This is a genomic window from Halomonas sp. ALS9 (genome assembly GCF_001651035.1).
GTDB lineage: Bacteria > Pseudomonadota > Gammaproteobacteria > Pseudomonadales > Halomonadaceae > Vreelandella.
Genome location: NZ_LXRG01000110.1, coordinates 208347 through 231024 on the forward strand (window position 1 = coordinate 208347; position 22678 = coordinate 231024).

At 52.4% G+C, this 22678-nt stretch carries 24 protein-coding genes; 13 read left to right on the forward strand and 11 right to left on the reverse strand.

Features of this window, described 5'->3' with window-relative positions:
- Window positions 1–133: 133 nt before the first annotated feature.
- Window positions 134–505, forward strand: coding sequence for a phasin family protein (locus A6R74_RS09165; protein WP_064234205.1), 372 nt, complete (start codon window positions 134–136; stop codon window positions 503–505).
- A gap of 118 nt (window positions 506–623) precedes the next feature.
- Here A6R74_RS09165 and uraD read toward each other — a convergent pair whose 3' ends face one another.
- Window positions 624–1163 carry a 2-oxo-4-hydroxy-4-carboxy-5-ureidoimidazoline decarboxylase gene (gene uraD, locus A6R74_RS09170; protein ID WP_064234206.1) on the reverse strand — a complete coding sequence of 180 codons (540 nt, stop codon included), beginning with the start codon at window positions 1161–1163 and terminating at the stop codon, window positions 624–626.
- A gap of 125 nt (window positions 1164–1288) precedes the next feature.
- Between uraD and uraH the strand changes: the two genes are divergently transcribed.
- The 3 genes from uraH to A6R74_RS09185 are packed head-to-tail and all read left to right on the forward strand — an operon-like array spanning window position 1289 to window position 3618.
- Window positions 1289–1642 (forward strand): hydroxyisourate hydrolase, encoded by a 354-nt coding sequence (gene uraH / locus A6R74_RS09175; RefSeq protein ID WP_064234207.1) that lies wholly within the window; start codon window positions 1289–1291, stop codon window positions 1640–1642.
- A gap of 11 nt (window positions 1643–1653) precedes the next feature.
- On the forward strand, window positions 1654–2856 hold the full coding sequence (locus A6R74_RS09180) for a urate hydroxylase PuuD (protein WP_064234208.1): 1203 nt from the start codon (window positions 1654–1656) through the stop codon (window positions 2854–2856).
- Between the two features lie 15 nt (window positions 2857–2871).
- Window positions 2872–3618: a GntR family transcriptional regulator gene (locus tag A6R74_RS09185; protein WP_064234209.1), complete on the forward strand. Its 747-nt coding sequence runs from the start codon at window positions 2872–2874 to the stop codon at window positions 3616–3618.
- Between the two features lie 65 nt (window positions 3619–3683).
- Here the strand turns inward: A6R74_RS09185 and ilvY are convergent, their stop codons facing one another.
- Window positions 3684–4562: an HTH-type transcriptional activator IlvY gene (gene ilvY, locus A6R74_RS09190; protein WP_064234210.1), complete on the reverse strand. Its 879-nt coding sequence runs from the start codon at window positions 4560–4562 to the stop codon at window positions 3684–3686.
- A 196-nt stretch (window positions 4563–4758) separates the two neighbouring features.
- Here ilvY and ilvC point away from each other — a divergent pair, with 196 nt between their 5' ends.
- The 3 genes from ilvC (at window position 4759) to A6R74_RS22295 (ending at window position 8074) form a co-directional block, all read left to right on the forward strand.
- Window positions 4759–6231 (forward strand): ketol-acid reductoisomerase, encoded by a 1473-nt coding sequence (gene ilvC / locus A6R74_RS09195; RefSeq protein ID WP_064234211.1) that lies wholly within the window; start codon window positions 4759–4761, stop codon window positions 6229–6231.
- A gap of 124 nt (window positions 6232–6355) precedes the next feature.
- Window positions 6356–7858: a molybdate ABC transporter ATP-binding protein ModF gene (modF, locus tag A6R74_RS09200; protein WP_064234212.1), complete on the forward strand. Its 1503-nt coding sequence runs from the start codon at window positions 6356–6358 to the stop codon at window positions 7856–7858.
- 45 nt (window positions 7859–7903) lie between these two features.
- Complete coding sequence (locus A6R74_RS22295) at window positions 7904–8074, forward strand: CopG family antitoxin (protein WP_082906638.1); 171 nt, start codon at window positions 7904–7906, stop codon at window positions 8072–8074.
- A gap of 99 nt (window positions 8075–8173) precedes the next feature.
- Here the strand turns inward: A6R74_RS22295 and A6R74_RS09205 are convergent, their stop codons facing one another.
- From A6R74_RS09205 to A6R74_RS09240, 8 genes are all read right to left on the reverse strand, one after another.
- Window positions 8174–8470, reverse strand: coding sequence for a type II toxin-antitoxin system RelE/ParE family toxin (locus A6R74_RS09205; protein ID WP_064234213.1), 297 nt, complete (start codon window positions 8468–8470; stop codon window positions 8174–8176).
- Window positions 8470–8724, reverse strand: a complete 255-nt coding sequence (locus A6R74_RS09210; protein WP_064234214.1) for a type II toxin-antitoxin system ParD family antitoxin — start codon at window positions 8722–8724, stop codon at window positions 8470–8472. The genes A6R74_RS09205 and A6R74_RS09210 overlap by 1 nt, the downstream gene beginning before the upstream one ends.
- Before the next feature lie 122 nt (window positions 8725–8846).
- Window positions 8847–10265, reverse strand: coding sequence for a hypothetical protein (locus A6R74_RS09215; RefSeq protein ID WP_064234215.1), 1419 nt, complete (start codon window positions 10263–10265; stop codon window positions 8847–8849).
- Window positions 10266–10318: 53 nt separating this feature from the next.
- A complete protein-coding gene (locus A6R74_RS09220; protein ID WP_064234216.1) occupies window positions 10319–11020 on the reverse strand; it encodes a GAF domain-containing protein in 702 nt (233 codons plus the stop codon).
- Window positions 11013–11390 (reverse strand): hypothetical protein, encoded by a 378-nt coding sequence (locus tag A6R74_RS09225; protein ID WP_125410293.1) that lies wholly within the window; start codon window positions 11388–11390, stop codon window positions 11013–11015. The genes A6R74_RS09220 and A6R74_RS09225 overlap by 8 nt, the downstream gene beginning before the upstream one ends.
- 449 nt (window positions 11391–11839) lie before the next feature.
- On the reverse strand, window positions 11840–13309 hold the full coding sequence (locus A6R74_RS09230) for an NCS1 family nucleobase:cation symporter-1 (protein ID WP_064234218.1): 1470 nt from the start codon (window positions 13307–13309) through the stop codon (window positions 11840–11842).
- A gap of 30 nt (window positions 13310–13339) precedes the next feature.
- Entirely contained in the window at window positions 13340–14698 is a 1359-nt protein-coding gene (locus A6R74_RS09235; protein WP_064234219.1) for an NCS1 family transporter, read from the reverse strand.
- 170 nt (window positions 14699–14868) lie between these two features.
- On the reverse strand, window positions 14869–15624 hold the full coding sequence (locus tag A6R74_RS09240; RefSeq protein ID WP_064234220.1) for an aspartate/glutamate racemase family protein: 756 nt from the start codon (window positions 15622–15624) through the stop codon (window positions 14869–14871).
- Between the two features lie 339 nt (window positions 15625–15963).
- Between A6R74_RS09240 and puuE the strand changes: the two genes are divergently transcribed.
- The 6 genes from puuE (at window position 15964) to A6R74_RS09270 (ending at window position 21044) form a co-directional block, all read left to right on the forward strand.
- A complete protein-coding gene (gene puuE, locus A6R74_RS09245; RefSeq protein WP_064234221.1) occupies window positions 15964–16902 on the forward strand; it encodes an allantoinase PuuE in 939 nt (312 codons plus the stop codon).
- A 23-nt stretch (window positions 16903–16925) separates the two neighbouring features.
- Complete coding sequence (locus tag A6R74_RS09250) at window positions 16926–17801, forward strand: MurR/RpiR family transcriptional regulator (protein ID WP_064234222.1); 876 nt, start codon at window positions 16926–16928, stop codon at window positions 17799–17801.
- 340 nt (window positions 17802–18141) lie between these two features.
- Window positions 18142–18996, forward strand: a complete 855-nt coding sequence (locus tag A6R74_RS09255; protein WP_205634167.1) for a transporter substrate-binding domain-containing protein — start codon at window positions 18142–18144, stop codon at window positions 18994–18996.
- Window positions 18997–19004: 8 nt separating this feature from the next.
- The gene (locus A6R74_RS09260) at window positions 19005–19682 is read left to right on the forward strand and encodes an amino acid ABC transporter permease (protein ID WP_064234223.1); all 678 of its coding nucleotides are present in this window, start codon (window positions 19005–19007) and stop codon (window positions 19680–19682) included.
- Window positions 19679–20335: an amino acid ABC transporter permease gene (locus A6R74_RS09265; protein WP_064234224.1), complete on the forward strand. Its 657-nt coding sequence runs from the start codon at window positions 19679–19681 to the stop codon at window positions 20333–20335. Before A6R74_RS09260 ends, A6R74_RS09265 begins: the two co-directional genes overlap by 4 nt.
- Window positions 20316–21044 carry an amino acid ABC transporter ATP-binding protein gene (locus A6R74_RS09270; RefSeq protein WP_064234225.1) on the forward strand — a complete coding sequence of 243 codons (729 nt, stop codon included), beginning with the start codon at window positions 20316–20318 and terminating at the stop codon, window positions 21042–21044. The genes A6R74_RS09265 and A6R74_RS09270 overlap by 20 nt, the downstream gene beginning before the upstream one ends.
- A 41-nt stretch (window positions 21045–21085) precedes the next feature.
- Here the strand turns inward: A6R74_RS09270 and A6R74_RS09275 are convergent, their stop codons facing one another.
- Window positions 21086–22534, reverse strand: a complete 1449-nt coding sequence (locus tag A6R74_RS09275) for a YfcC family protein (protein WP_064234226.1) — start codon at window positions 22532–22534, stop codon at window positions 21086–21088.
- Window positions 22535–22678: the final 144 nt, after the last annotated feature.

Here is a 22678-nt window from a genome sequence, read left to right on the forward strand (position 1 = left end):
CAGCATGAGAAAAAATCATGTTGCGCTGCACAAAAAGCACTGCTAGCTTTAAGTACAGCAGAGGTAAAAGCCTGACTAAGAACCGCCTAACCGAGGCGCGTTTATGTACTAGCTCACACCTGGAGATATACTGATGAACAGCAGCGCTAACAAAGCCAGTACCGAAAAAACCAAGCAACAGCTTGAGTCCGTTTTTGTATCACCCATGCGTTCCTACACGCTTACCGCGCTTGATTACTACGACCAGATGTTCAGTGCTCAACTGGATGCTTTCCGTGCCTACTCGGACATGGCGATTGCACAAGCGCGTACTTGGCTTGACGTAAAAGACGCTGACAGCTTCAAAAAAGCCATAGATAGCCAGCAAAAAACGGCTAGCGAATTTATGGAGCGAGTGAAGGGCGACACAGAAAAAGTCACCTCCATCAGCAAAAGCTTTGCTGAAGAGAGCCAGCAGCAAGTAGAAGAAACCACTAAGAAAGCGGTAGAGACTGCCAAGCAGTAATCGAGCAGACCGTCATCGAAAAGTAATACCGCTTAACAGCGCCGCGCCCAGAAGGGTGCGGCGTTTTTGTATACGAAAAATGATGGTTATATGCGATGTTTATATGCAATGCATAAGTCTAGGATTTTGTCGCCCGGTCAATTAAACGAAAGCGCGCAATGCGAATAATTTGCTCAATGGCCGTTTGCCGTTCGATGGCTGCGTCGTTGTTCAGGCGCTCCTCGAAGGCGGCTAATATGGCATGGCGATCCAGCCCTTTAACGGCAATGACAAAGGGAAAGCCAAATTTCCCCTTGTACGCCGTATTAAGCGTCTCAAAACGCGCAAACTCCTCGGGGCTGCACTGATCAAGCCCAGCGCCTGCCTGTTCGCTGGTTGAATCTTGCGTGAGTTCACCCGCCATAGCCGCTTTACCCGCCAGGTCAGGATGCGCTTGGATCACCTTGATTTGCTGTTCGCTGCTCGCCTGCTGCAACATAAGCCCCATAAGCTCGGCCAGTGCATCGGGGCTATCGTGGGCCTCAGTAAGACCGTGCTGCCAAGCGGCTTCGGCCACCCAGGGCGAATGTTCATACACATCCCCATAGTGATGGGTAAGCATTTCCAGGCTGCACTTGCTAGGCGCGGGTGAAAGCAGTAACGGATTAGATGTGGGCACTGAAATCTCTCCAAAGCGTAAGGCGAGTTAAAGCCTACTATGCTGGATTTGGTGTATACAATAAATAGCATCAAAGGTACTCTTTGACCAATCGGTCAAGCAATATGACAACTTGAGGAGTGGCTATGGGACGTTTAACCACCCACGTACTGGATACTGCCAAAGGCCAGCCCGGTCATGGTATTAACATTGAGGTGTTTCGCCTTTCAGGCAGCGAACGCCAGCATCTAACCACTGTAACCACCAATAGCGACGGACGTTGCGATGCGCCCATTCTAGACGGTGATGCGTTTACAGCCGGCGAGTACGAGCTGGTGTTCCATGCCGGTGACTATCTGCGTGCCCAGGGCGTTGAAGCGGCTGAGCCACGCTTTTTAGACGTGATTCCGCTGCGCTTTGGCGTCGCTGATGCCAGCCAGCACTACCATGTGCCGCTGCTGCTCTCGCCTTACGGCTATTCCACCTACCGCGGCAGTTAAGAGGGCCGAGCATGCAGTCATATATTATCGATTTTGTTAACTTGCTACTCCGCTGGCTGCATGTGATTGCCGCTATCGCCTGGATTGGCGAGTCGGTTTATTTTGTCATGCTGGATAACAGCTTGCGCAAGCCCAAAGCCGAGGAAGACCGCGAGAAGGGCGTGTTCGGTGAAATGTGGTCGGTTCACGGTGGTGGGTTTTATCACAATCAGAAGTACGCCACGGCCCCCGCCAAGCTGCCCAATGATCTGCACTGGTCGTTCTGGAAAGCCTATACCACCTGGCTTTCTGGCTTTGCACTGTTTGTTATTCTGTACATGGTCAACCCAGGGTTCTATCTGGTAAACCCCAACAGTGACTGGCAGTGGGCCGCTAATTTAACCGGTTGGCAGGCCAACCTTCTGGCGCTGGCATTCTTGCTGGGCGGCTGGGTGGTGTACAACGAGCTTTGCAAACGCATTAGCCCCAATATGGATCGCGATGGACTGCTCAGCGTGGCGGTTGCCGTGATGATGGTGATCGTTGCCTACCTCAGTACGCAAATGTTCACCGGTCGTGCCGCCTTCCTGCTCACCGGGGCGGTGATGGCAACGGCGATGTCAGCCAACGTCTTCTTCTGGATTATTCCCGGCCAGCGGCGCATGGTAAAAGCGATGAAGGCAGGGGATGCGCCCAACCCGCTGGATGGCAAACGCGGCAAACAGCGCTCGGTGCATAACACCTACTTCACGCTGCCGGTCGTGCTACTGATGGTGAGTAATCACTACTCGTTTATCTACTCCCATGAGCTGGCTTGGATAGTAATGGTGCTGTTTATCTTTGCCGGCGCCTTGATCCGCCAATTCTTTGTCCTGATGCATGCAGGCAACACCCAGCCAGCGTATCCGGCCTTTGGGGTAGGGCTTATTCTGCTAGCGTTTTGGGTGGCCGCACCCAGTGCGTCGTCGCCTGGCGGTGCTGACGGCGTTGACGCGCCCGACCAGGCACAAATCAGCACTTTAATAGAGCAGCACTGTGTTCAGTGTCATGCTCTCAATCCTGAGCATGCCGGTTTCTCAGCGCCGCCTGCAGGGTTTGCGTTGGATAGCTGGGATGAAATCCTGGGCCATAAAGGGCAAATTCAGCAGGTAGTGGCCAGCCGCTATATGCCATTAGGCAATATGACCAACATGAGTGACGAAGAGCGCGATATCATTGCCGCTTGGGAGGAGTGATCAGAGAGGCTAACTATGAGTGATACGCAGGCGCCGGAAAAGCGGCGCGCTCCTGTTAAAGAAGGCAAAGAGAGTAAAAAAGAGAGCAAAGAGGGCGATGAGCGCCACGAGGCGATCTACCGCGCGGTGAGTGACGCGATAGTTGAGCAGCGCCTTAAGCCCGGCGCACGGTTGCGCGAAGATGCGCTGGCGGACGTCTTTGGCATTAGCCGCACCGGTATTCGTAAAATACTGCAGCGTCTGGCGCTGGAACAGTTAGTTACCCTAACGCCACGCCGTGGCGCCAGCGTCACTCGGCCCACGGCTGATGAAGCCAAAGACGTATTTGATGCCCGCCAGTTAATCGAGTGCGGGTTAATGCCCGATGTAGCGCGGCGCATGGGTGAAAAAGAGGCGGCAGAACTGCGCGAAATGGCCCGCCAGGAGCGCCAGGCGCTGCGCAGCGGCCAACAGAGCGTGGCTATTCGGCTGTCGGCAGATTTTCATGTGCGTCTAGCCCAGCTCTCAGGCAACGCCACCCTGGCAGAGTTTGTCGAACGGCTTTGCTCGCGCTCATCGCTGATCCTTGCCGTCTACGGTCACCCCGGCCACCTGGGCTGCGAATCCCACGACCACGATGACCTGATCGGCTATCTAGAAACAGGCAATGGCGAGCGCGCGAAAGCCTTTATGAGCCGCCACCTAAAAGCCATCGAAGCCTCGCTCTCCATGGTTGAAGAGGAGGAGAGCGCACCGGATCTGCAGCAGATATTTGGCGGGTAAGGGCGGTTTCTGATCGCTAAAAAACAGCGTCTGGGGCTTATTAAGAAGAGCTTATTAAAGAGGCCTTACATTAAGCTCCAGAACGCATCGACCAAGGGGTTTTTTAGGTTTTTCTTTAGGGTAAACAAACCAATATCGTAGGGCTCTAGTTCCGGCGTTACGTCGAGTACACGAATGCGATCCACCAAGGGGCTGTTGTCGAGGACGATTTTGGGCACCACGCCAATGCCAAAGCCCAGGCTCACCATACTCACAATGGCTTCATTACCGGTGACCTGCGCATAAATGCGCGGGGAGACATCCAACTGGCGAAACCACTCATCCACGCGGGCTCGCGATACACCACTCTCCGATAGGATCATTGGAATATTCGCCCATTCGGCTGGTGTGATGGGCGTGTTGATGGGCACATTCGGCACCTGCTGCTCAAGAGGGGCAATAAACAGCAAAGGCGAGGTGGCGATGGGTTTAAACGCCAGGCCACGGGGCAAGTGGGCTGGCTGGGCCGCAATGCTAAGGTCTTCTTTACCATCCAGAACATGCGCAATCGCGTGTTCAGGATCCCCCGTGCGCAGCTTGATTTCAATGACCGGGTAGGCGATACGAAAGCGGCGTAATAGCTCGTGTAAAAAGCTGTAGCTGGCGGTGACGGAGCCATACAGGCTGATTTCACCGCTTAATTGATCAGGATTGTCGGTTAATTCATGACGAATCAAATGCCATTGGCGACTGGCATCACGGGCGTACTTGAGAAACTTTTGCCCTTCCTGGGTCAACACCACGGTACGGTTGTCGCGATTAAACAGCGACACTCCCAGCTCCTCTTCTAAATGACGGATGTTGCGCGACAGGGCAGAAATGCTGATATAGCACTCATCGCTGGCGCGCCCGAAATGTAGGGTTTCTGCCAAAGCGAGGAACTGTTTTAACGTTTTAAAATTCATAAACGCCATACTAATTGAGTTTTGCAAAAAATGGGATGCGCTGTTGCAAATATATCAATTTAAGAAATGGTCACTCTTGTATAGATTGTCCCTACTCACATGCCGCTGAATCTCGCATTGAGCGGCTATGTCTCTCTTTTTCGTGTCGGTGTGTCTCACATCGATATTGTGATCATAAATATTTAGGATGTTAACGATGGCTAACTACTTCAATACCCTGCCACTCCGCGAGCAATTAGCTCAACTCGCCAAATGCCGTTTTATGTACAGCTCTGAATTTGCCGATGGCGTAGAAGCGCTTAAAGGCAAGAAAATGGTAGTGATCGGCTGTGGCGCCCAAGGCCTAAACCAGGGCTTGAACCTACGCGACAGCGGCCTGGACGTCTCTTACGCACTGCGTCCTGATGCCATTGAACAAAAGCGCCAGTCGTGGAAAAACGCCACCGAGAACGGCTTCGTGGTAGGCACTTATGAAGAGTTGATCCCCACAGCAGACGTGGTGTTGAACCTGACGCCCGATAAGCAGCACACCGCTGTTGTAACGGCGGTAATGCCGCTGATGAAAGAGGGCGCCTGCCTATCCTACTCCCACGGTTTCAACATCGTGGAAGAGGGCATGAAGATCCGTGAAGACTTAACCGTCATCATGGTGGCGCCTAAGTGCCCGGGTTCAGAAGTTCGCGCTGAATACGTGCGTGGTTTTGGTGTTCCCACCTTGATCGCTGTTCACGAGGACAATGATCCCAAAGGCGAAGGCCTTGCCCTGGCAAAAGCCTACGCGGTGGGTACTGGCGGCCACAAAGCCGGTGTATTGATGTCTTCGTTCATCGCCGAAGTTAAATCCGACCTGATGGGTGAGCAGACGATCCTCTGCGGCATGCTGCAAACTGGCTCTATCCTTTGCTTCGACAAAATGATCGAAGAAGGCATCGAGCCTGGTTACGCCTCCAAGCTGATCCAGTACGGCTGGGAAAACATCACGGAAGCACTGAAGTACGGCGGCGTGACCAACATGCTGGATCGTCTCTCTAACCCAGCGAAGATCAAAGCCTTTGACCTTGCTGAAGAGCTGAAAGAGATCATGCGTCCGCTCTACAACAAGCACCAAGACGACATCATGAGTGGCCACTTTTCGCACACCATGATGGAAGATTGGGCAAACGATGACGCTAACCTGCACAAATGGCGTGCAGAAACAGCCGAAACCAACTTCGAGAAAACGCCTGCTGGTGATGTAGAAATCACTGAACAGGAATATTTCGACAACGGCATTTTGATGGTAGCGATGGTTAAAGCGGGCGTTGAGCTTGCTTTCGAAACCATGACCGCGGCAGGCATCATCGCTGAGTCGGCTTACTACGAGTCGCTCCACGAAACGCCGCTGATCGCCAACACCATCGCGCGCAAGAAACTGTATGAGATGAACGCGACCATCTCTGACACGGCGGAATACGGTTGCTACCTCTACAACCACGCCTGTGTGCCGCTGTTGGCTGACTTTATGAAAGGCATCAAATCCGACGTTATCGGTAAAGGCCTGGATGTAGATGACAACGGCGTTGATAACGCGCGGTTGATCGAAGTCAACGATGCCCTGCGCGCTCACCCGGTTGAAGCCGTTGGCTCAGTGCTACGTGGCCACATGGCGGATATGAAGAAAATCGTTTAATCGGCTGATTAAATGATAGACCGCTAAGTCATCTAAAAAGCCGAGATATCGCCACGATATTCTCGGCTTTTTTGTCTCATCTCATGCAAATACTGACTTTTCCCCAACAATAAGGAACACATTGATGGAGCCTTCAAGCCGCTTAGCGCGTATTCAGCTAAACAACGCGACGATCAGTTTTGATGATCGCTTCACCCTAAGCGAGATTGATTGGATCATCGAGCCTCACCAGCATTGGGTCATTACGGGTACCAATGGCTCAGGCAAATCGGCCCTGGCGGCGGCGCTTGCGGGCGTTGGTAAAATTGAAGCGGGCAGTGTGCAAGGGCTGCCCAAAAACATCGGGTTGGTTTCTTTCGAAGCGCAGGCCGAACTCATCGCCAAAGAGCTGAAAAAAGACGATGCCGATATCATGGATGTCATTTCACTCGGCACCCCCGTTAATGAAATGATTTTCGAGCAGTGCCAAGACCCTGAACTTGCAAGCGAACTGGTAGAAAAGTTCGGGCTGACGAAACTCCTCGACCGTGCTTTTCGTAAACTCTCCACCGGCGAAACCCGCAAAGTGATGCTAATTCACGCGCTGGCGAGCAAGCCGGACTTGCTGATTTTAGACGAGCCGTTTGATGGGTTGGACGTCGACACCCTCGCCATGCTGCAAGCCCATCTCGCTTCCATCATCGACACCGTTCCCATGGTATTGGTGCTGAACCGCTTTGATGAGATGCCGGACTTCATTACCCATGTGGCTTATCTAGATAAGGAACGTGGGGATAAAGAGCGCTTGGAGAAAAAGAGAGGCGATAAGCAGCGGGGAGATAGCGGGCGATTAGTGCTCACGGTAGACCGTCAGGATGAAGCTGCCTTCAATGAGCTGTACCAACTGCTGCATTTAAAAACCACCGACCTAAGCGTGCCCGAAGCCGACCCTGCCACTAAATTACCCGCTCTCGACCCCAGCCAGCCGCTAGTGAAACTCAAGCAAGCGACGATCCAATACGGCGACACCGTGATTGTCGATAAACTTGATTGGACGATAGAGCAGGGCCAGCACTGGCAACTAAGTGGCCCCAACGGTAGCGGCAAAACCTGCGTGTTGTCGTTGATCACCGGCGATCACCCTCAGTGCTACACCAACGATATTTTCGTGTTTGGCTTCCAGCGCGGTAACGGCGAAAGCATTTGGCAGATCAAACAGTTTATCGGCTATGTCTCCACCGCCCTGCAGTGGGAATATCGCGTCAGCACCAGCTGTAAAAACGTGATTATTTCCGGCTTCTACGACAGCATCGGCGTGTACACAAAAGCCACCGATAACCAGAAACACATTGCCGACCAATGGCTCGAACTACTGGGTATGAAAGACCGCGCCGACCAGCCCTATAACAAACTCTCCTACGGCGACCAGCGTCTGCTACTCATCGCCCGCGCCATGGTCAAGCACCCACCGCTGTTGATTCTAGACGAGCCCTGCCTCGGGCTAGACGATATGAATCGCCAGCTGGTGCTAGCGCTTATCGAGAAAATTTGTGCAGGCAAAGAAACCACCGTGCTCTACGTCAATCACCACACGGAAGACAAGATAAAAGAGATAGACAATCATTTGGCGCTGGAGAAGAATCACTAGTTGTAACCTCCGCTCGCGATATGCACCGAAAGGAGAGGGCTGTTTATGAGCAAGCTAAAAAAGATGCCTGAGTTCAAAACCGAGGCCGAAGAACGAGAATTCTGGGAAATCCATGATTCCTCCGACTATTTGGACTGGAGCCAAGCAAAATCTATTTCTTTCTCGAAGCTGAAGCCCTCAACCAAGACTATTTCACTCCGCTTGCCGGAAAATTAGGAGCGTAGCGATTAATTTTTCCGAATGCAGCTACTTGTTGGGGGCAAGGGCACGGGGCTTGATGGAGATCTTGAAGCAGCGCCGAAAATATAGCTCCCACTACTCCAGAAGCCTTTCCGGTGCATCCATGTCCTCGTGAAGCACACGAACAACGAGCACTTTCGATTTATACAGTTGATAAAAAACAGCGTGGTGCTCGACCTGTAATCTTCGATACCCAGAAAAAACATGGTCGTAGTTCGCGCCAAGTGATGGATGATCAATCAGCCGTTTCATGCCGGTCTCAAGCCGATCCAGGTAATTATCCGCCTGATCAACGCCCCATTCCTCACAGGTATATACCCAAATTCCGATGAGATCTGATTCCGCCTTTGGCGTGACATTCAACTCAAGCACTAATCAACCGCCTTGATCCGCTGACGGCCAGCCGCCTTGATAGCCGATATATCCAGGGGTTTCGGGTTCCCGCTTGACTCACCCTCGACGAGGGCTTGCCTCAGTATGGCAAGACGTTGTTTGGCCTGCTGATCCCTTCGGATGAGATCGCGGATGTATTCACTATCGTTGCCAAAGTGGCCGCTTTCAATCTGGGCTTTCACCCAGCCGTCTTGCTGTTCAGTCAGCGTGATGGTTTTCCGGTGCATGCTCATGGCTGATGCTCCAAACATGGGAAAGGTGTGATATTATCATGCCCAGCTCGCCCCCTGAATCAATGCTCTTATTACGCCGCGCTCTGCGGTAAATTTGGAGCGCAGCGGAAATGTTAGAGCAATCACATTGGACTCTTAAACGGCGAGTGTGCATGCCTATATCTTGGCTCTTCTTGTTTGGGGCTATAGGCTCTGGCTTTTGTGTCTTCAGCTACTCGACTACCTAGAATATCTCTGGCCTCACCAAGAGACCAAACCGTGGATAAATCTTGAGTAAGATTTCTGTAGACTGCACGGAACCCCCTGGGCTGCCGTAGGTTGTAAAAGAACTCAGGAACCTTAACTTTAAAGTTATATCCTGGGACTTTAGGAAGACTGTTCAGCGCCGCATATGTGTTATATACATGCACTAGTTTAGTTACGGGAACACCTTGACGAGTTTGGAGGCCATACTTGATGCGTATATCATTGGAGGCCTTTCCGATGTCTTGAATTATGCCCGACACAGCCCTATTTGCATCTGCAATATCCTGTTCGTCAAATAGCCTACGCACTTCTCTCATTTTTTCTCGCGCTTCAACAAACTCTGGGTTGTCTCGAATGTTGTAGGCTGCCTGAACAATTTGAGCTGGATCACCAGTTTGCTTTGCCAGCCAAGCTGAGAAGATGGGAAGCTCAGTTGAGGTTGAAGTAGTCAATCCTCCACTATGTACATCCATCAAGTCTGTACTTAGCGAAGTCGAGAAGTGTTCTACTATGTGTTTCGCATAATCAAAACCATAGTGGCAAGTCTGACTAATATAACTTTGCTGATAAGCCTGTCTGATTGGGTAGAGAAATGTGTCAGCTTGCAAATATTTGGCTGTTAAAGAATAGAAAATTGAGCGGTTGGCAAGCCAAACTAAAGACGCCACGAACGCTTTAATCGCGCCTGATGCCTCTCCACTTGATGTTCCATCCCCCCATTTAGCCCCAGGTACTTTGTACCCTCTCCCAATAGGATGTCCAAACCGATCAACTAATTCGACATTACCACTAGTTCTCTTCCCAGCGTCACTTGCATCACCGAGTTCAGCAAATATTGAAGCTGCGACAGTTCCATATCTATCAAATTCTTGCGGATTGTCAGAAAGGCTTTTAAGCGTAAGATGATAAACACTTGAGCTAATATCCCACGTGCATACAATGTGCGTCTGTAGAAGTTCAATTAGCTTCTTAAAATCATCGTTTACGAACTCACCACCTTGAAGCTTTGGTTGTAATTGATTTGCTTTAGCTGTAGCGGTAGCTTCAATTTCATCTAAATTGAAATCAGATTTAGTGAGGAACGTTATATCAGGGAATGAAGCAATTCTTGCGTCACGATGCGCATGAATATAATCATCTATCGCTACCAGTCTGTCATAAAATAGAATGGCTTGGATGTAATTCTCAAAAGCAACAATATCAGTGTCGACTGAGTCCCTTGACTTAGTCAGGACTTGCCCTGTCAACCTTTGAACAGCAGTTAACGTCGAATTATCGATCAATGCGTAGGTCAATTTATTTCCTCAATTGCCGACAAGCTCTAACGCTCAAAGCAGCGGCGCATTTATTATGCGTCCGACTGGCTTTGCTTGTTATGAGGTTTTAGACTACCAACTAAATTTGCAATGTAGTTGGCCGTTGACTCACCTAAACTTTTAGTTAACTCGTAGATTTCGTTATTTTTACTCATTCTCTCTTTCGTATCCACGGTTAAAAAACCTATCACATCTTCCGACTTAGGATCCTTTACAGGAAAGACCCAAACAGATAAATATTTTGACTTCCAATTCTCGTTACTAGTGTTGTAGTAAATCGCTTCTTTAGGGCTAGAGAAATTTTCAATGAAAACCGGCTGTTTTCTATACAGCGATTCCATGAAGAGCTTGTTCTCCGCGATTGGGTACACGTCCCTCAGAATCTCTCTGTTATTGGAGTTGTTAATATCTCGTAGGTATGTACGTATATTTTCGCTACCATCTCCAACAAATATTTTGAAGCTTGCAGATGCACCAAAGTCATGCTCATCGTTGATAATTTCACTTAGCCTGCTTAATGTTTCTTGTATTGCCTTAGATGACTTGTATATGTCTTCTTTATCAAGATTGGCGTTTAATACTTTTCGATAATACTGGTTGATTAGCGAAAGCTTACGCTCTTTCCTATCTATGGTTTTTCTTGCAGCGTAAAGGGAATACGCCACAGCAGCCACGCTAAGCACTACCGACAAATACGGTAGATAATTTTGTAGAAGTTCGATGTATTCAGACATCCTTCTCTACTCCCACACCAAGAAATATTTCTCCGTCGTTAACGTGACGCATGTATCTCTCGATAGTATGGACTATAAAAAATGCAATGATTGCGATTAGTGATGATGTCGGCACATCAAAGTTAGCTGTCGTCCCTGCCTTAAGGAAACCAAATGAACATACTGAGATCATTGAAACGAGCAGGGAGACTCCTAATATTGGCAACCAATTCGAGGATACACCAATGGCTATCGTGTACATGGCAGCGGTAATCGCCCAGGTTTCATTTGCGACTGAGCCTGTTAATAGCTTTTCTACTATCAAAGGCAATAGGGGTAACGTTAAGTGAGCAATTATGGAAAAAATGAACTGCTCCCATTTCTTATTCATGTTGTACTCTCCGAATACACGGTGCATTCTTCATAACAGTTTATTAATGCGCATGCTCGTTTTCCTGAGAATCCAAAATATACTAATAATTCGCAAATGACTGATATAGAGTAAAAAACTCACTCTATCTCGCTTTAGGCCACCAGAAAATTGCGCATAAATACACATAACCTTTTTACAGCTCATCGTTTGTAATAATTTTAATGAAATGCTATCCAGAAAAAATAGCACATGTTCCTCAGAGTCTACCAGAAAAGCGCGCACGACAGATCGAAAATATCTCACTCTGCTGAGTTTTGATACCGCTAAATACGTTGGTTGGTAGAGCCATGCCAGGATGCTGGCAGGTTCCAAACTGAACGCACCAGACCGAGATCCAAAAAAAGCGCCATCGGCAAAACCGATGGCGCTTGTATTAGCTTCTAATCAGCTAGTTACGGGACGCTTGTCTACTGCTGAGCCAACACAGGTGCTGCCTTAAACTGCTTCATCAAGCCGTAGTAGAACAGACCGCCCAGACCAGCACCGATCAGCCAGCCGTAGCCGCCCAGGCTGGATAGGGCAGGGACTAACACGGTAGATAGCGAGAACAGCGCCGCCACGCCAAAGGCGATAAGCGCGCGGGTGTTCCAGCCGTTGACGTAATAGTAGGCGCCGCCCGGGGCTGATGAGAATAGCTCCTGCATATTTAAGTGCTGGCGCTTAATCAGGTAGTAGTCGACGACGATAATGCCGTAGAAGGGCGCCACGACTGCCCCCAACGCATTCACAAAGCCGGGAACGCCGATCTGGCTGATCACCGAAAGCCATAGCGCACCGACGAAGAACGCGATCACCGCGGTAATCAGGCCGCCCATTTTGAAGCTGATTTTGCTGGGGAACAGATTGGCCAAGTCGTAGGCAGGGGGAATAAAGTTGGCGACCAGGTTGATGCCCACCGTGGCGGCAAAGAAGGTCAGGGCGGCGATAATCGTCAGCGGCAGCGAGTCGACCCGCTCAACGATATCGGCGGGGTTGGTCAGCGCCTCGCCAAACAGCACCAGGGTGCCTGCAGTAATAATCAGCGCGATAAACGAGAAGAACGCGACGTTAAGCGGTAAGCCCAGCAGGTTGCCCAGCTTCATCTGGCGCTCGGTTTTTACAAAGCGGGTAAAGTCGCCGAAGTTGATCACCACCGCTGCGAAATACGCCACCATGGTGCCCACAATCGCCATAAAGGCCGCGATTGAACTGCCGCTCGTTTCACTGCCACCGCTAAAAATAGTGCCAATGGCGGGAATCAGCTCGCTGCCTGCCTGGAACCAGACAATGATCATTAGCACCAGCATCACCACGTAGACCAGCGGGCCTGCCCAGTTGAGGAAGTGTTTAATACGCTCAATGCCCTGCCAGAAAATCGCGATCTGAAACAGCCATACAATCACAAACGACACCCAGGCCACGCCTGAAAGGCCTAGGAAAGTGCTGCCATCGCCTGCGCCAACAAAGGCGGTAATCAACAGGGTGACGGCGGTTGAGGCGAAGTAGGTCTGCACGCCGTACCAAAAAATCCCCACGATAGCGCGCAGCATCGCGGGCAGGTTGGCGCCGCGTACCCCCATGCTGGCCCGCACCATCACCGGAAACGGAATGCCGTATTTAACGCTGGGTTTACCGGTCAGGTTAACCAAAAACATCACGATCACACCGGCCAGAATAATCGCCGCCATCACCGCCCAGCCGTTGAGGCCGTAGGTTAAAAACAGCGAGGCGGCCAGGGTGTAGCCGAACAGGCTCTGAATGTCGTTCGACCAGACGTTAAAAATTTCAAACGCGCCCCAGTTACGATCCTGGGGTTTCAGTGGTGCCAGATCCTCGTTATATAGGGTGGGATCGATGTGCTTGATATCTAGGTCGCTCACGTCGTTGCTCTCTTTCATTGTATTGGCTCGCAGGTTGGCAAAAAGGGATTACTGGCTAAAGCGCTGGCAGGGTGCCCAGTACTTCATGAGCAGGTAGTAGCTAACGCCTGCGGGTATCAGGCTGGCGTACCACGAGATCGCCGAGAAAGAGAGTGCCGCCGCAATACCGATAGCAGTGGCGATAAACGCAGCGAGGTTGACGCCTTGGTAGGGGCCGTTGGCGTCGTATAGCTTGTCGATATCCAGCGTGCGGCGGCGAATAACGTAATAATCCACCACCAGAATGGCGAAGATGGGGCCTAGAAAAGCGGAATAGGTCTGCACAAACAGCTGCAGGCCCGCCGCAGAGCCCGGCTGCACCAGTTTCCAGGGGAAAGTGGCGAAAGCCAGTAGCCCCACGATCACTGTGGCGACCGAGAACTTGATTTTGAATACATCCATTAGCACGTAGGTCGGCGGCACCACGTTGTTGAGTACGTTGGTGGTGACCTGGGCAAAGGCGATGAAGAGCAGAGTGGTCATCAGCAGCGGGGTGTTATCCACCGCGTTGGCAAACACCTGGATAGGATCGGCGGTGCCGGTGGCCTGGGAGACCATATAGCCGATCAAGCCCATAAAAAGCGTGCAGGGTAGAATCGACATGGCATAAATAGTGGTCAGCAGGCTTTGGGCGGTGCCCTTTTTATGCTCGCGGGAGTAGTCGCTAACGTTGAGCATCATGGTGCTGTAGATGCCCAGAAACAGCATGGTCGCGCCCCAGAACGGCATGCCCCAGGAGCCTTCCATGGTCAGCAGGCTGGCGGAAAGCTCATCGCCATAGCGCTGCACCGTGGCGTAGAACATATACATCAACGAGACGAGGATAAAGGCGCTGCCGATATTCTCTAACCACTTGATGCCCTGAAAGCCCATTACCGACAGGCCAATTTGCAGAAACTGGAAGGTAATAAAGTAGAAGATAAGGTTGTCGAAGCCGAACAGCGTGGCCGACACCATATTGAGTGCCCCAGCGCCAATCCAGCTTTGAAAGCCGTACCACACTACCGCAGGCACCGCGCGGACTAAGCCGGGTAGCCGCGTGCCGGTAAAGCCAAAGGCACTGCGCGCCTGCACCATAAACGGGATGCCGTACTTGTAGCCAGCGGCCCCGTTAATGGCCAGCGCTATCCCTATCACAAAGCAACCAATGGCGATGGCCAGCGTCGCTTGCAACAGGTTCAGGGTGCCGACCACGCTTGAGCCCATGGCGAAGGTGCCAATGGAAACGCAGCCGCCGAACCAGGCCAGAAAATAGGAGCCGCGCCCCATAATTCGGGTGTGTTGCGGGGCTAGGCTCTCTGCCCCTAATGCCTTTGATCCGTCATCGGATCGGTCTTCTGACGCAAGAGCGGAGGTTGAAGCGCTCATGGTATCGTCCTCGCAAGATTATCGGTTTTATTAATCCCCGACTTAGCATCGGGAAACGCTTGCGGCGTGGCGTGCTACTGGACGTTCGTGTTTCTTAATCTGTTGTTATTAAATGTTTTTTCGAGTCATGCTTTTTTGGACATGCTTTTTTGAGACACTGTTTTTAGGCTTTATGACTTGAGCGGTAGCGCAAGATCAGAAAGCCCGGAAAACTTACCGGTGAAGGTTTTTGGCCGGGGGTAGTCAAGATCACCATGCTTACTGGTATGCAGTCCTAAACTGACCAACGATTCGGCCAGTTTGAGCGCGGCGGTGACACCTTCTATGACTGGCAGGCCGACTTCGCGGCTGATCTCTTGGGTCAAATTCGCCATGCCGCCGCAGCCTAAAACGATGGCGCCAATGCCGTCTTCATCACGGGCGCGGCAGCACTCTTCAACAATGCGGGTAAACGCCGCTTCAGGGTGGTGCTCAAGATCCAACACCGGAATTTCAGCGGCGCGAATGCGGCGGCAGTGGTGGCTAAAGCCGTACTGCTGAAGCAAGTGCTCGGCAATAATGCCGGTGCGGCCCAAGGTGGTCACAATAGAAAAGCGGGTGCTCACCAGCGTGGCGAGATGAAACGCCGCTTCGGCAATGCCAATCACTGGCGCCCGGGTAAGTTCGCGGGCAGCGAGCAAGCCGGGGTCGCCGAAACAGGCCACGATATAAGCATCGATGCCGCCTTCGCGCTCGCCTTTAAGCATCTCTTCGGCAACCCCAACCGCGCTGATCGCTTCGTCAAAATGGCTTTCAATGGAAACCGGGCCCGCGTCAGGCTGTGAGGCGCTAACGGTTGTTCCCGCGGCTGCCTGCTGCTGCGCTGCCTGACCCATCGCAGCGGTCATGGAAGCCGTGGTGTTCGGGTTAATAAGGCGTATATGCACGTTAAGAAATCCGTATGTAAACAATATAAATTTTCTTGTATACAAAAATAGGGCGGTTTCTAGCCTTGCGCAAGCTTCTGGGCGTGAATAGACGATAAAAATGTCGCTATAAAAGTTTGACCAATCGTTCAGGATTCAACGACTTAACGGCATTTAAACTAAAAAACGCTATGAGAGACAGGGGATTAGCGTCTGGCCGCGTTGCGGTTCGTTATTAATCTCGCTATTTTGTATACAAATAATTTTCTGTATCGCTGGGCTGCTTATTCGCCAGAGACGAGCCGGAAATAGGCATACCGGGAATAGGCATACTGGAAATAGATATAAAGGGAGCTAGCTATGTCGTCATCCTCTAAGGGCCACTACCCACGCGACTTAATCGGTTACGGGCGCAACCCGCCCCATGCCAACTGGCCCAACAAGGCCAAAATTGCCGTTCAGTTCGTGCTCAACTACGAGGAGGGCGGCGAGAACTGCGTGCTGCATGGCGACTCGGGCTCCGAGCAGTTTCTATCGGAAATTATCGGCGCACCGGCTTATCCAGATCGCCACTTGAGTATGGAGTCGATCTACGAGTACGGCTCCCGCGCTGGGGTTTGGCGTATTCTTCGTGAGTTTGAAAAACGTGATTTGCCGCTCACGGTGTTTGGCGTGGCCATGGCGCTGGAACGCAACCCGGATGTTGCCATGGCGTTTAAAGAGCTCGGCCACGAGATCGCCTGCCACGGCTACCGCTGGATTCACTATCAGGAAGTCTCTGAGCACGTTGAGCGGCAGCACCTTCAGCAGGCCATGGATATTTTTCAGCGGCTGTATGGTGAGAAACCTCAAGGCTGGTACACCGGTCGCGACAGCCCCAATACCCGGCGTTTAGTGTTGGATGAAGGCGGTTTCCTTTACGATAGCGATTACTACGGCGACGATCTGCCCTTCTGGACGCAAGTCACCGATAGTCAGGGCAGTGAGCATAACCATTTGATCGTGCCTTATACCCTGGATAGTAATGATATGCGCTTTGCCGCGCCGCAAGGTTTTAATACGGCGGATCACTTCTTTACCTACCTGCGCGATGCCTTTGACGTGCTCTACGCGGAAGGGGAGGAGGCGCCCAAAATGTTCTCCATCGGTATGCACTGCCGTTTATTGGGGCGCCCGGGGCGTTTTCGCGCGCTACAGCGCTTTTTGGATTACATCGAAACTCACGACCGCGTTTGGGTTGCTCGGCGGGTCGATATCGCCCGCCATTGGGCGGAGCACCACCCGCCCTCAACCCGCTAAATCAGATAGCTCAATAGGATGTTATGACGCCGCATATCGGACAGCGTATTACCGCCCAGTTTGACGCGCTAAGTGCCCAGGAGCAGCGGGTGGCGAGCTTTATCCTCGATCACTTTGATGATCTAGCGGTGTACAGTGCCGCTGATTTGGCGCGTTTGACCGGGGTATCCAAATCGACGGTCAGCCGCCTGTTCAAGCGGTTGGGGTTTGAGAGCTATCGCACGGTTAAAGATCATGCCCGCCAGCTGCGCAACCTGGGTGTTCCGTTGGTGATCGATGCCAACGCCATGCAGGAGGAAGCCGGCGCGCCGTTTCAGCGCCATTTGCAGCGCGAGCAGGAAAACCTGCAGCGCTGCTTAAACGGCATTGCGGCGGATCAATTTGCTGCGCTGGTAGAGCGCCTGGATAGCGCGCGTCATGTAGTCGTTATTGGTTTTCGTAACAGCTATCCGCTAGCGCTGCACTTTCGCCAGCAGTTGATTCAGGCGCGTACCCAGGTTCGGGTGGTTCCTCATCCAAACCAGTCGTTAGCGGAAGAGATTGTCGATCTCACCGAGCAGGACGTGGTGGTGTTGTTTGGTTTTCGCCGCCGCCCAGCGGCCTTTGCTTCGCTAATTGATGCGCTTGAGCGCTCACCTGCCAAGGTAACCTTACTGGCTGACCCCACCGCGGTTAATTTCGCCTCAAAGGTAACGTGGTTTTTTGAAACGCCGCTGGAAAGCCTCTCCGCCTTCGATAGCTACGCCGCTGCCAATAGCCTGATCTGCCTGATTGCCAACGGCGTTCTGCATCGGCGTCTGGCAGAAGGTCGAGAGCGCATCAGCGCGATCAGCGATGTTTACGCTGAGCTTAGTGAGCTGGAAGCGCCGACCATGAGCGTTGATTGGAATGCCCAGTAGGCTTTGCCGCCTAACATGGTGCATTTCTTCGTCCTGATGGGTTAAAGCTGCACCAATACGTTGCATTTATTTTTATTCAAACTCTCCTCCCGATGCGATTTCCACTGCGTTGCGGCTACCTGTGCTCGCTAAGCTGCTGTTATAAAAAATCTTAGTGACTTCTGGTATCGCGATTGCTCTTAGGTGATTAAGTGAAACGAAAGTTTCTTTGTTAGATTTTATGCAACAAAGCTTTCATTCGCTTTGCTTCCACTGCCAAGACCACCACTGATAATTAGCCAGCCAATTGTTTCTAGCAAAACCAAGAGTTTGCAGAACATGCGTCTGCCAGGAGAGTTTTATGAAATCGTTATCGCACCGCGTCAGTCACTCCCTTACCCGCCGCTTCAAGTGTCTGCAGTCCAGCGTTTTAGCCACGGGGCTGAGTGCCGCCGTCGCACTGGGGGCATTCGCCACCAGCCCCAGCGTTCAGGCGGATGCCCTTGAGGATATCGAGTCTCGCGGCACTATTCGGATTGCCGTGCCCCAGGATTTTCCGCCCTTTGGCTCGGTGGGTACCGACCTGCAGCCGCGCGGCTACGATATTGATATGGCCCAATACCTTGCTGATGAAATGGGCGTTACGTTAGAGCTGATTCCGGTAACTAGTGCCAACCGGATTCCCTATTTACAGACCGGCCAGGCGGATTTGGTGATTTCCAGCCTGGGTAAAAATCCTGAGCGCGAAGCGGCAATCGACTTTTCTGATGCCTATGCGCCGTTCTTTTTAGGGGTGTTCAGCGCTGATGAAGATGAAAGCGTGGATGGCCCAGAAGGCTTAGCCGATAAAACCATCGGGGTCACCCGCGGTGCCGTGGAAGATATGGAGCTATCAGAGATTGCCCCAGACTCCACCACCGTTCAGCGCTTTGAAGATAACGCCACTACCATTTCTGCGTTTCTGTCTGGTCAGGTTGATTACGTGGCTACTGGGAACGTGGTTGCCGCCGAGATCGCCGAGCGCAATAGCAGCCGTGCGCCCTCGTTGGTGTACCAGCTTAAAGATTCGCCCTGCTACGTGGGCATGAACAAAAATGAGCCCGCGCTGTTGGAAGAAGTAAATCGCCTGATCGCTCAAGGTCTGGAAGATGGCACTCTGAATGAGCTGTCCCAGCGTTGGTTTAGTGCTGACCTGCCTGAAAACTTCGGTAGCTGAGGTTCATTATGGGGCCAACACTCGACTTTCTTACCCTGTTGCCCTACGTCAGTGAACTCCTGAAAGGTCTTACCACCACGGTCATTTTGACCGTGGTGACCACCTTAACGGGATTGGCGCTGGCAGTGGCGGTAGCGTATTTACGTGTGAACGCGCAGCCATGGGTGCGTTGGGGGCTGGGTGGTTACGTTGAAGTGATCCGTAATACGCCCTTTATTGTGCAGCTGTTCTTTATCTTCTTTGGCCTGCCGGGGCTGGGTATCAAAATTGATGCCATTACTGCGGCCTTTATTGCCATGACCCTTAACCTGGCCGCCTACAGCGCCGAGATTTTACGCGCCGGTATTAGCGCCACGGCAAAAGGCCAACTGGAGGCCGGGCGCGCGCTGGGCATGACCACGCTGCAAAGCTACCGCCATGTGGTGCTGGTGCCCGCTTTTGCGCGGGTTTATCCCGCGCTCATCAGCCAGTCGATTATCGTCATGCTGGGTTCGGCGGTGGTGTCGCAGATTTCGGTATTTGATCTGACCTACGCGGCTAACTTTATCCAGTCGCGCAACTTCCGCAGCTTTGAAGTTTATCTACTGATCACGCTGGTCTATCTGCTTCTCGCCTTTGGTATGCGGCGCAGCTTTATGCTGGTGGGCAAGCGCATATTCGCCTATCAGCAAGGAGAGCAACGATGATTGAGTTCACCTTCTGGGATATTTTGCGCAACCTATTACTAGCGGCTCGCTGGACGGTGGTGCTGTCGCTAATTGCTTTTGTAGGCGGGGCGACGGTGGGGCTGCTATTGACCTTTATGCGTCTCTCCAGCAACCGCTGGCTGCAGCGATTAACGTCACTCTATGTGGATCTGTTCCAGGGTACGCCGCTGCTGATGCAGCTGTTTTTGATCTTCTTTGGCGCTGCCGCCATGGGGCATCCGATCTCTGCCTGGCTGGCCGCTTCCATCGCACTCACCCTGTTTACCAGCGCCTTTCTGTGTGACATCTGGCGCGGCTGTTTAGAGGCGGTGGCCAAAGGGCAGTGGCACGCGGCGCGGGTGCTGGGCATGAATTATTTCCAGACCATGCGCCATGTGATTCTGCCCCAGGCGCTGCGGCTATCGATTCCGCCCACGGTGGGTTTTTCGGTACAGGTGATTAAAGGCACGGCGCTTGCCTCCATCATTGGCTTTGTCGAGCTGACCAAAGCGGGCACCATGCTTAATAACGCCACCTTTGAACCCTTCACCATCTTTGCCCTTGTGGCGCTGCTTTACTTCGCGCTGTGCTTCCCCCTTTCCTGCTACGCGCGCTATCTGGAGAAAAAGCTCTATGACGCTGGTTTACGTTGATAACGTGCATAAAGCCTTTGGCGATCTGGAAGTGCTTAAAGGCATTAACCTTTCGGTCGCACAGGGCGAAGTCGTAGCGATTATTGGTCGCAGCGGTTCGGGTAAAAGTACCCTACTGCGCTGCCTGAATCAGCTTGAAAAACACGACAGCGGCCAGATCACCATCGCCGATAAGCAGCTGGATGCGGCGTCAATGTCGCCCAAAGAGTTGAGCGAAAACGTGGGTATGGTGTTTCAAAGCTTTAACCTGTTTCCGCATAAGACCGTGGGTGAAAACGTCTGCTTAGCGCCACGGGTGGTGCGCGGTGAGGCGAAAGCTGATGTTGAGAAAATTGCTCGGGAAGTGCTTGAGAAAGTCGGCCTCTCGGACAAATACGATGCCTACCCGGCCCAGCTCTCCGGCGGCCAGCAGCAGCGCGTGGCGATCGCCAGGGCGCTGGCGATGCAGCCCAAAGTGATGCTTTGCGATGAGGTGACTTCAGCGCTCGACCCCGAGCTGGTCGGGGAAGTGCTGCGGGTGCTGGAAGCCTTGGCAAAAGAGGGTATGACGCTGATTCTGGTCACCCACGAGATGAGCTTCGCCCGCGATGTGGCCGACCGCGTGGTGTTTATGCACCAGGGGCGCATCCATGAAGAGGGCGCCCCCAGCGAACTGTTCAGCAATCCACAAACGCCAGAGCTAAAGCAGTTTATCTCTGCGGTTCTTTAGCTTAGCACCGCCTCATACAGATGAGGCGGTGGTCTAGTCACTTATCCGATCCATTGCGCTGCCTGAGCAAAAATAAGGAAGCCCAGGGCGATCAGAATCCATACGCAAAAAAGTGGAAAGAAGAACTTGACCCATTTTTGCCATGGAACGCCAGCGAGCGCTAGGGTAGCCATAAAGTAGCCCGAGGTTGGGTATAAGATATTGCCAATGCCATCGCCAAGCTGGAAAGCCAATACCGCCGTTTGTCGCGTTACGCCAATGATGTCGGAGAGCGGCGCCATCAGGGGCATGGTGACCAGGGCCTGGCCGCTACCGGAAGGCACAATAAAATTGAAACCGAGTTGGGCGAAGAACATGCCAATAGCCGATAGCAGGGTGGGCAACTCCCCCACGAGATTGCCAAGCCCAAATACCAGCGTATCCATGATCTGGCCATCTTCCAGCATCACGGCAACGCCCCGTGCAACGCCTGCGATCATGGCCCCAACCAATACATCGCGGAAGCCCTGGTTGAAGCCTGCACATATTTCGTCAGTGTCGAGGCCTGCGATAAGGCCCACGACAATGCCCATGATGATAAATAGGCCCGCCATTTCCATCATGAACCAGCCTTGTTGCAGGACGCCATAGACGAGTACCGCGAAGAAGGCGAACGTTGCGATGGCGGCGAGCTTCTGGCGAGCAGTGGCGATTAATGCAGGGCTATTGTCAGCGTGTTGGTAAAGCGTGCGTTTTTCGGTTTCCCCTGTGTCGTTGCTCAGTAGGCTAAGCGAGGGTGTCTGGCGCACTATGCGGGCGTAGCGCATGACGAAGAAAATGGCCGCAGCTAACATGACTATAAACGCCATGACGCGCAGGCCATAGCCGGAGTAGAGAGGTAGGTCTGAGAGTTGCTGTGCAAGGCCGGTGTTGATGGGGTTGAGCACACCCGTTGTGAAGCCAACGGTGGTGGCGCAAAGTGCCACCGCGGCTGCAGTGACGGAATCAAAGCGCAAAGCAATCATTAACGGCAAGATGACCGGCACATAGACCAGCGCCAACTCTTGGGTACCGATCACGGTTGCTATCAGGGCAAATACGGTCATCAACACCGGGATAGTGAGCAGGCTCTGTCGCGCAAAGCGCCGCGTCAGCTTATCAACACCTATTTCTATAATGCCGGTGCGCCTTAGCACCATAAACATACCGCCAATCATAAAGGTGAAAAAGACAACTTCACCAGCACTCATCAAGCCATTAGGAATCGCCAGCATAAAGTCGACGATACCAATCGGGGTGGAGACGATCTGTTCATAAGAGGTTGGGTCAATGGTGATACGCCCGTTCGGGCCCGGAACGCGCTCGAACTGACCAGCAGGCACAAAATGCGTTGCTATCGCTGCCAAGGCGATAAAAACGAACAAAACCGCGTATATATCTGGTATCCGGCACCAGCTTTTCTTGGGTGTGGGGCTATCTGGGGAAGACGAAGAGGGGGTGTGTTGGGACATGCTAAGCCTCGCGTTATAGAGCTGCCATGCAGGATGGCTGTTGTTATAAATTGCTGACCCAGGCAACGATAGGGTTCGTGAGCGCAACGGTTTGCGGAAGCCAATTCGTGTCGAGGGTGCTGTTTGTGGACATGTTCGTATGGT

What these genes read in the sequence shown, in the direction of transcription:
- A6R74_RS09225 (WP_125410293.1), bottom strand. Translation starts at nt 11,390, where the DNA reads ATGAATAAGAAATGGGAGCAGTTCATTTTTTCCATAATTGCTCACTTA.
- A6R74_RS09230 (WP_064234218.1), bottom strand. Translation starts at nt 13,309, where the DNA reads ATGAAAGAGAGCAACGACGTGAGCGACCTAGATATCAAGCACATCGAT.
- A6R74_RS09250 (WP_064234222.1), top strand. Translation starts at nt 16,926, where the DNA reads ATGACGCCGCATATCGGACAGCGTATTACCGCCCAGTTTGACGCGCTA.
- A6R74_RS22295 (WP_082906638.1), top strand. Translation starts at nt 7,904, where the DNA reads ATGAGCAAGCTAAAAAAGATGCCTGAGTTCAAAACCGAGGCCGAAGAA.
- A6R74_RS09180 (WP_064234208.1), top strand. Translation starts at nt 1,654, where the DNA reads ATGCAGTCATATATTATCGATTTTGTTAACTTGCTACTCCGCTGGCTG.
- A6R74_RS09255 (WP_205634167.1), top strand. Translation starts at nt 18,142, where the DNA reads ATGAAATCGTTATCGCACCGCGTCAGTCACTCCCTTACCCGCCGCTTC.
- A6R74_RS09235 (WP_064234219.1), bottom strand. Translation starts at nt 14,698, where the DNA reads ATGAGCGCTTCAACCTCCGCTCTTGCGTCAGAAGACCGATCCGATGAC.
- A6R74_RS09270 (WP_064234225.1), top strand. Translation starts at nt 20,316, where the DNA reads ATGACGCTGGTTTACGTTGATAACGTGCATAAAGCCTTTGGCGATCTG.
- uraH (WP_064234207.1), top strand. Translation starts at nt 1,289, where the DNA reads ATGGGACGTTTAACCACCCACGTACTGGATACTGCCAAAGGCCAGCCC.
- A6R74_RS09220 (WP_064234216.1), bottom strand. Translation starts at nt 11,020, where the DNA reads ATGTCTGAATACATCGAACTTCTACAAAATTATCTACCGTATTTGTCG.
- A6R74_RS09265 (WP_064234224.1), top strand. Translation starts at nt 19,679, where the DNA reads ATGATTGAGTTCACCTTCTGGGATATTTTGCGCAACCTATTACTAGCG.
- modF (WP_064234212.1), top strand. Translation starts at nt 6,356, where the DNA reads ATGGAGCCTTCAAGCCGCTTAGCGCGTATTCAGCTAAACAACGCGACG.
- A6R74_RS09165 (WP_064234205.1), top strand. Translation starts at nt 134, where the DNA reads ATGAACAGCAGCGCTAACAAAGCCAGTACCGAAAAAACCAAGCAACAG.
- A6R74_RS09260 (WP_064234223.1), top strand. Translation starts at nt 19,005, where the DNA reads ATGGGGCCAACACTCGACTTTCTTACCCTGTTGCCCTACGTCAGTGAA.
- ilvC (WP_064234211.1), top strand. Translation starts at nt 4,759, where the DNA reads ATGGCTAACTACTTCAATACCCTGCCACTCCGCGAGCAATTAGCTCAA.
- A6R74_RS09210 (WP_064234214.1), bottom strand. Translation starts at nt 8,724, where the DNA reads ATGAGCATGCACCGGAAAACCATCACGCTGACTGAACAGCAAGACGGC.
- puuE (WP_064234221.1), top strand. Translation starts at nt 15,964, where the DNA reads ATGTCGTCATCCTCTAAGGGCCACTACCCACGCGACTTAATCGGTTAC.
- A6R74_RS09275 (WP_064234226.1), bottom strand. Translation starts at nt 22,534, where the DNA reads ATGTCCCAACACACCCCCTCTTCGTCTTCCCCAGATAGCCCCACACCC.
- ilvY (WP_064234210.1), bottom strand. Translation starts at nt 4,562, where the DNA reads ATGAATTTTAAAACGTTAAAACAGTTCCTCGCTTTGGCAGAAACCCTA.
- A6R74_RS09185 (WP_064234209.1), top strand. Translation starts at nt 2,872, where the DNA reads ATGAGTGATACGCAGGCGCCGGAAAAGCGGCGCGCTCCTGTTAAAGAA.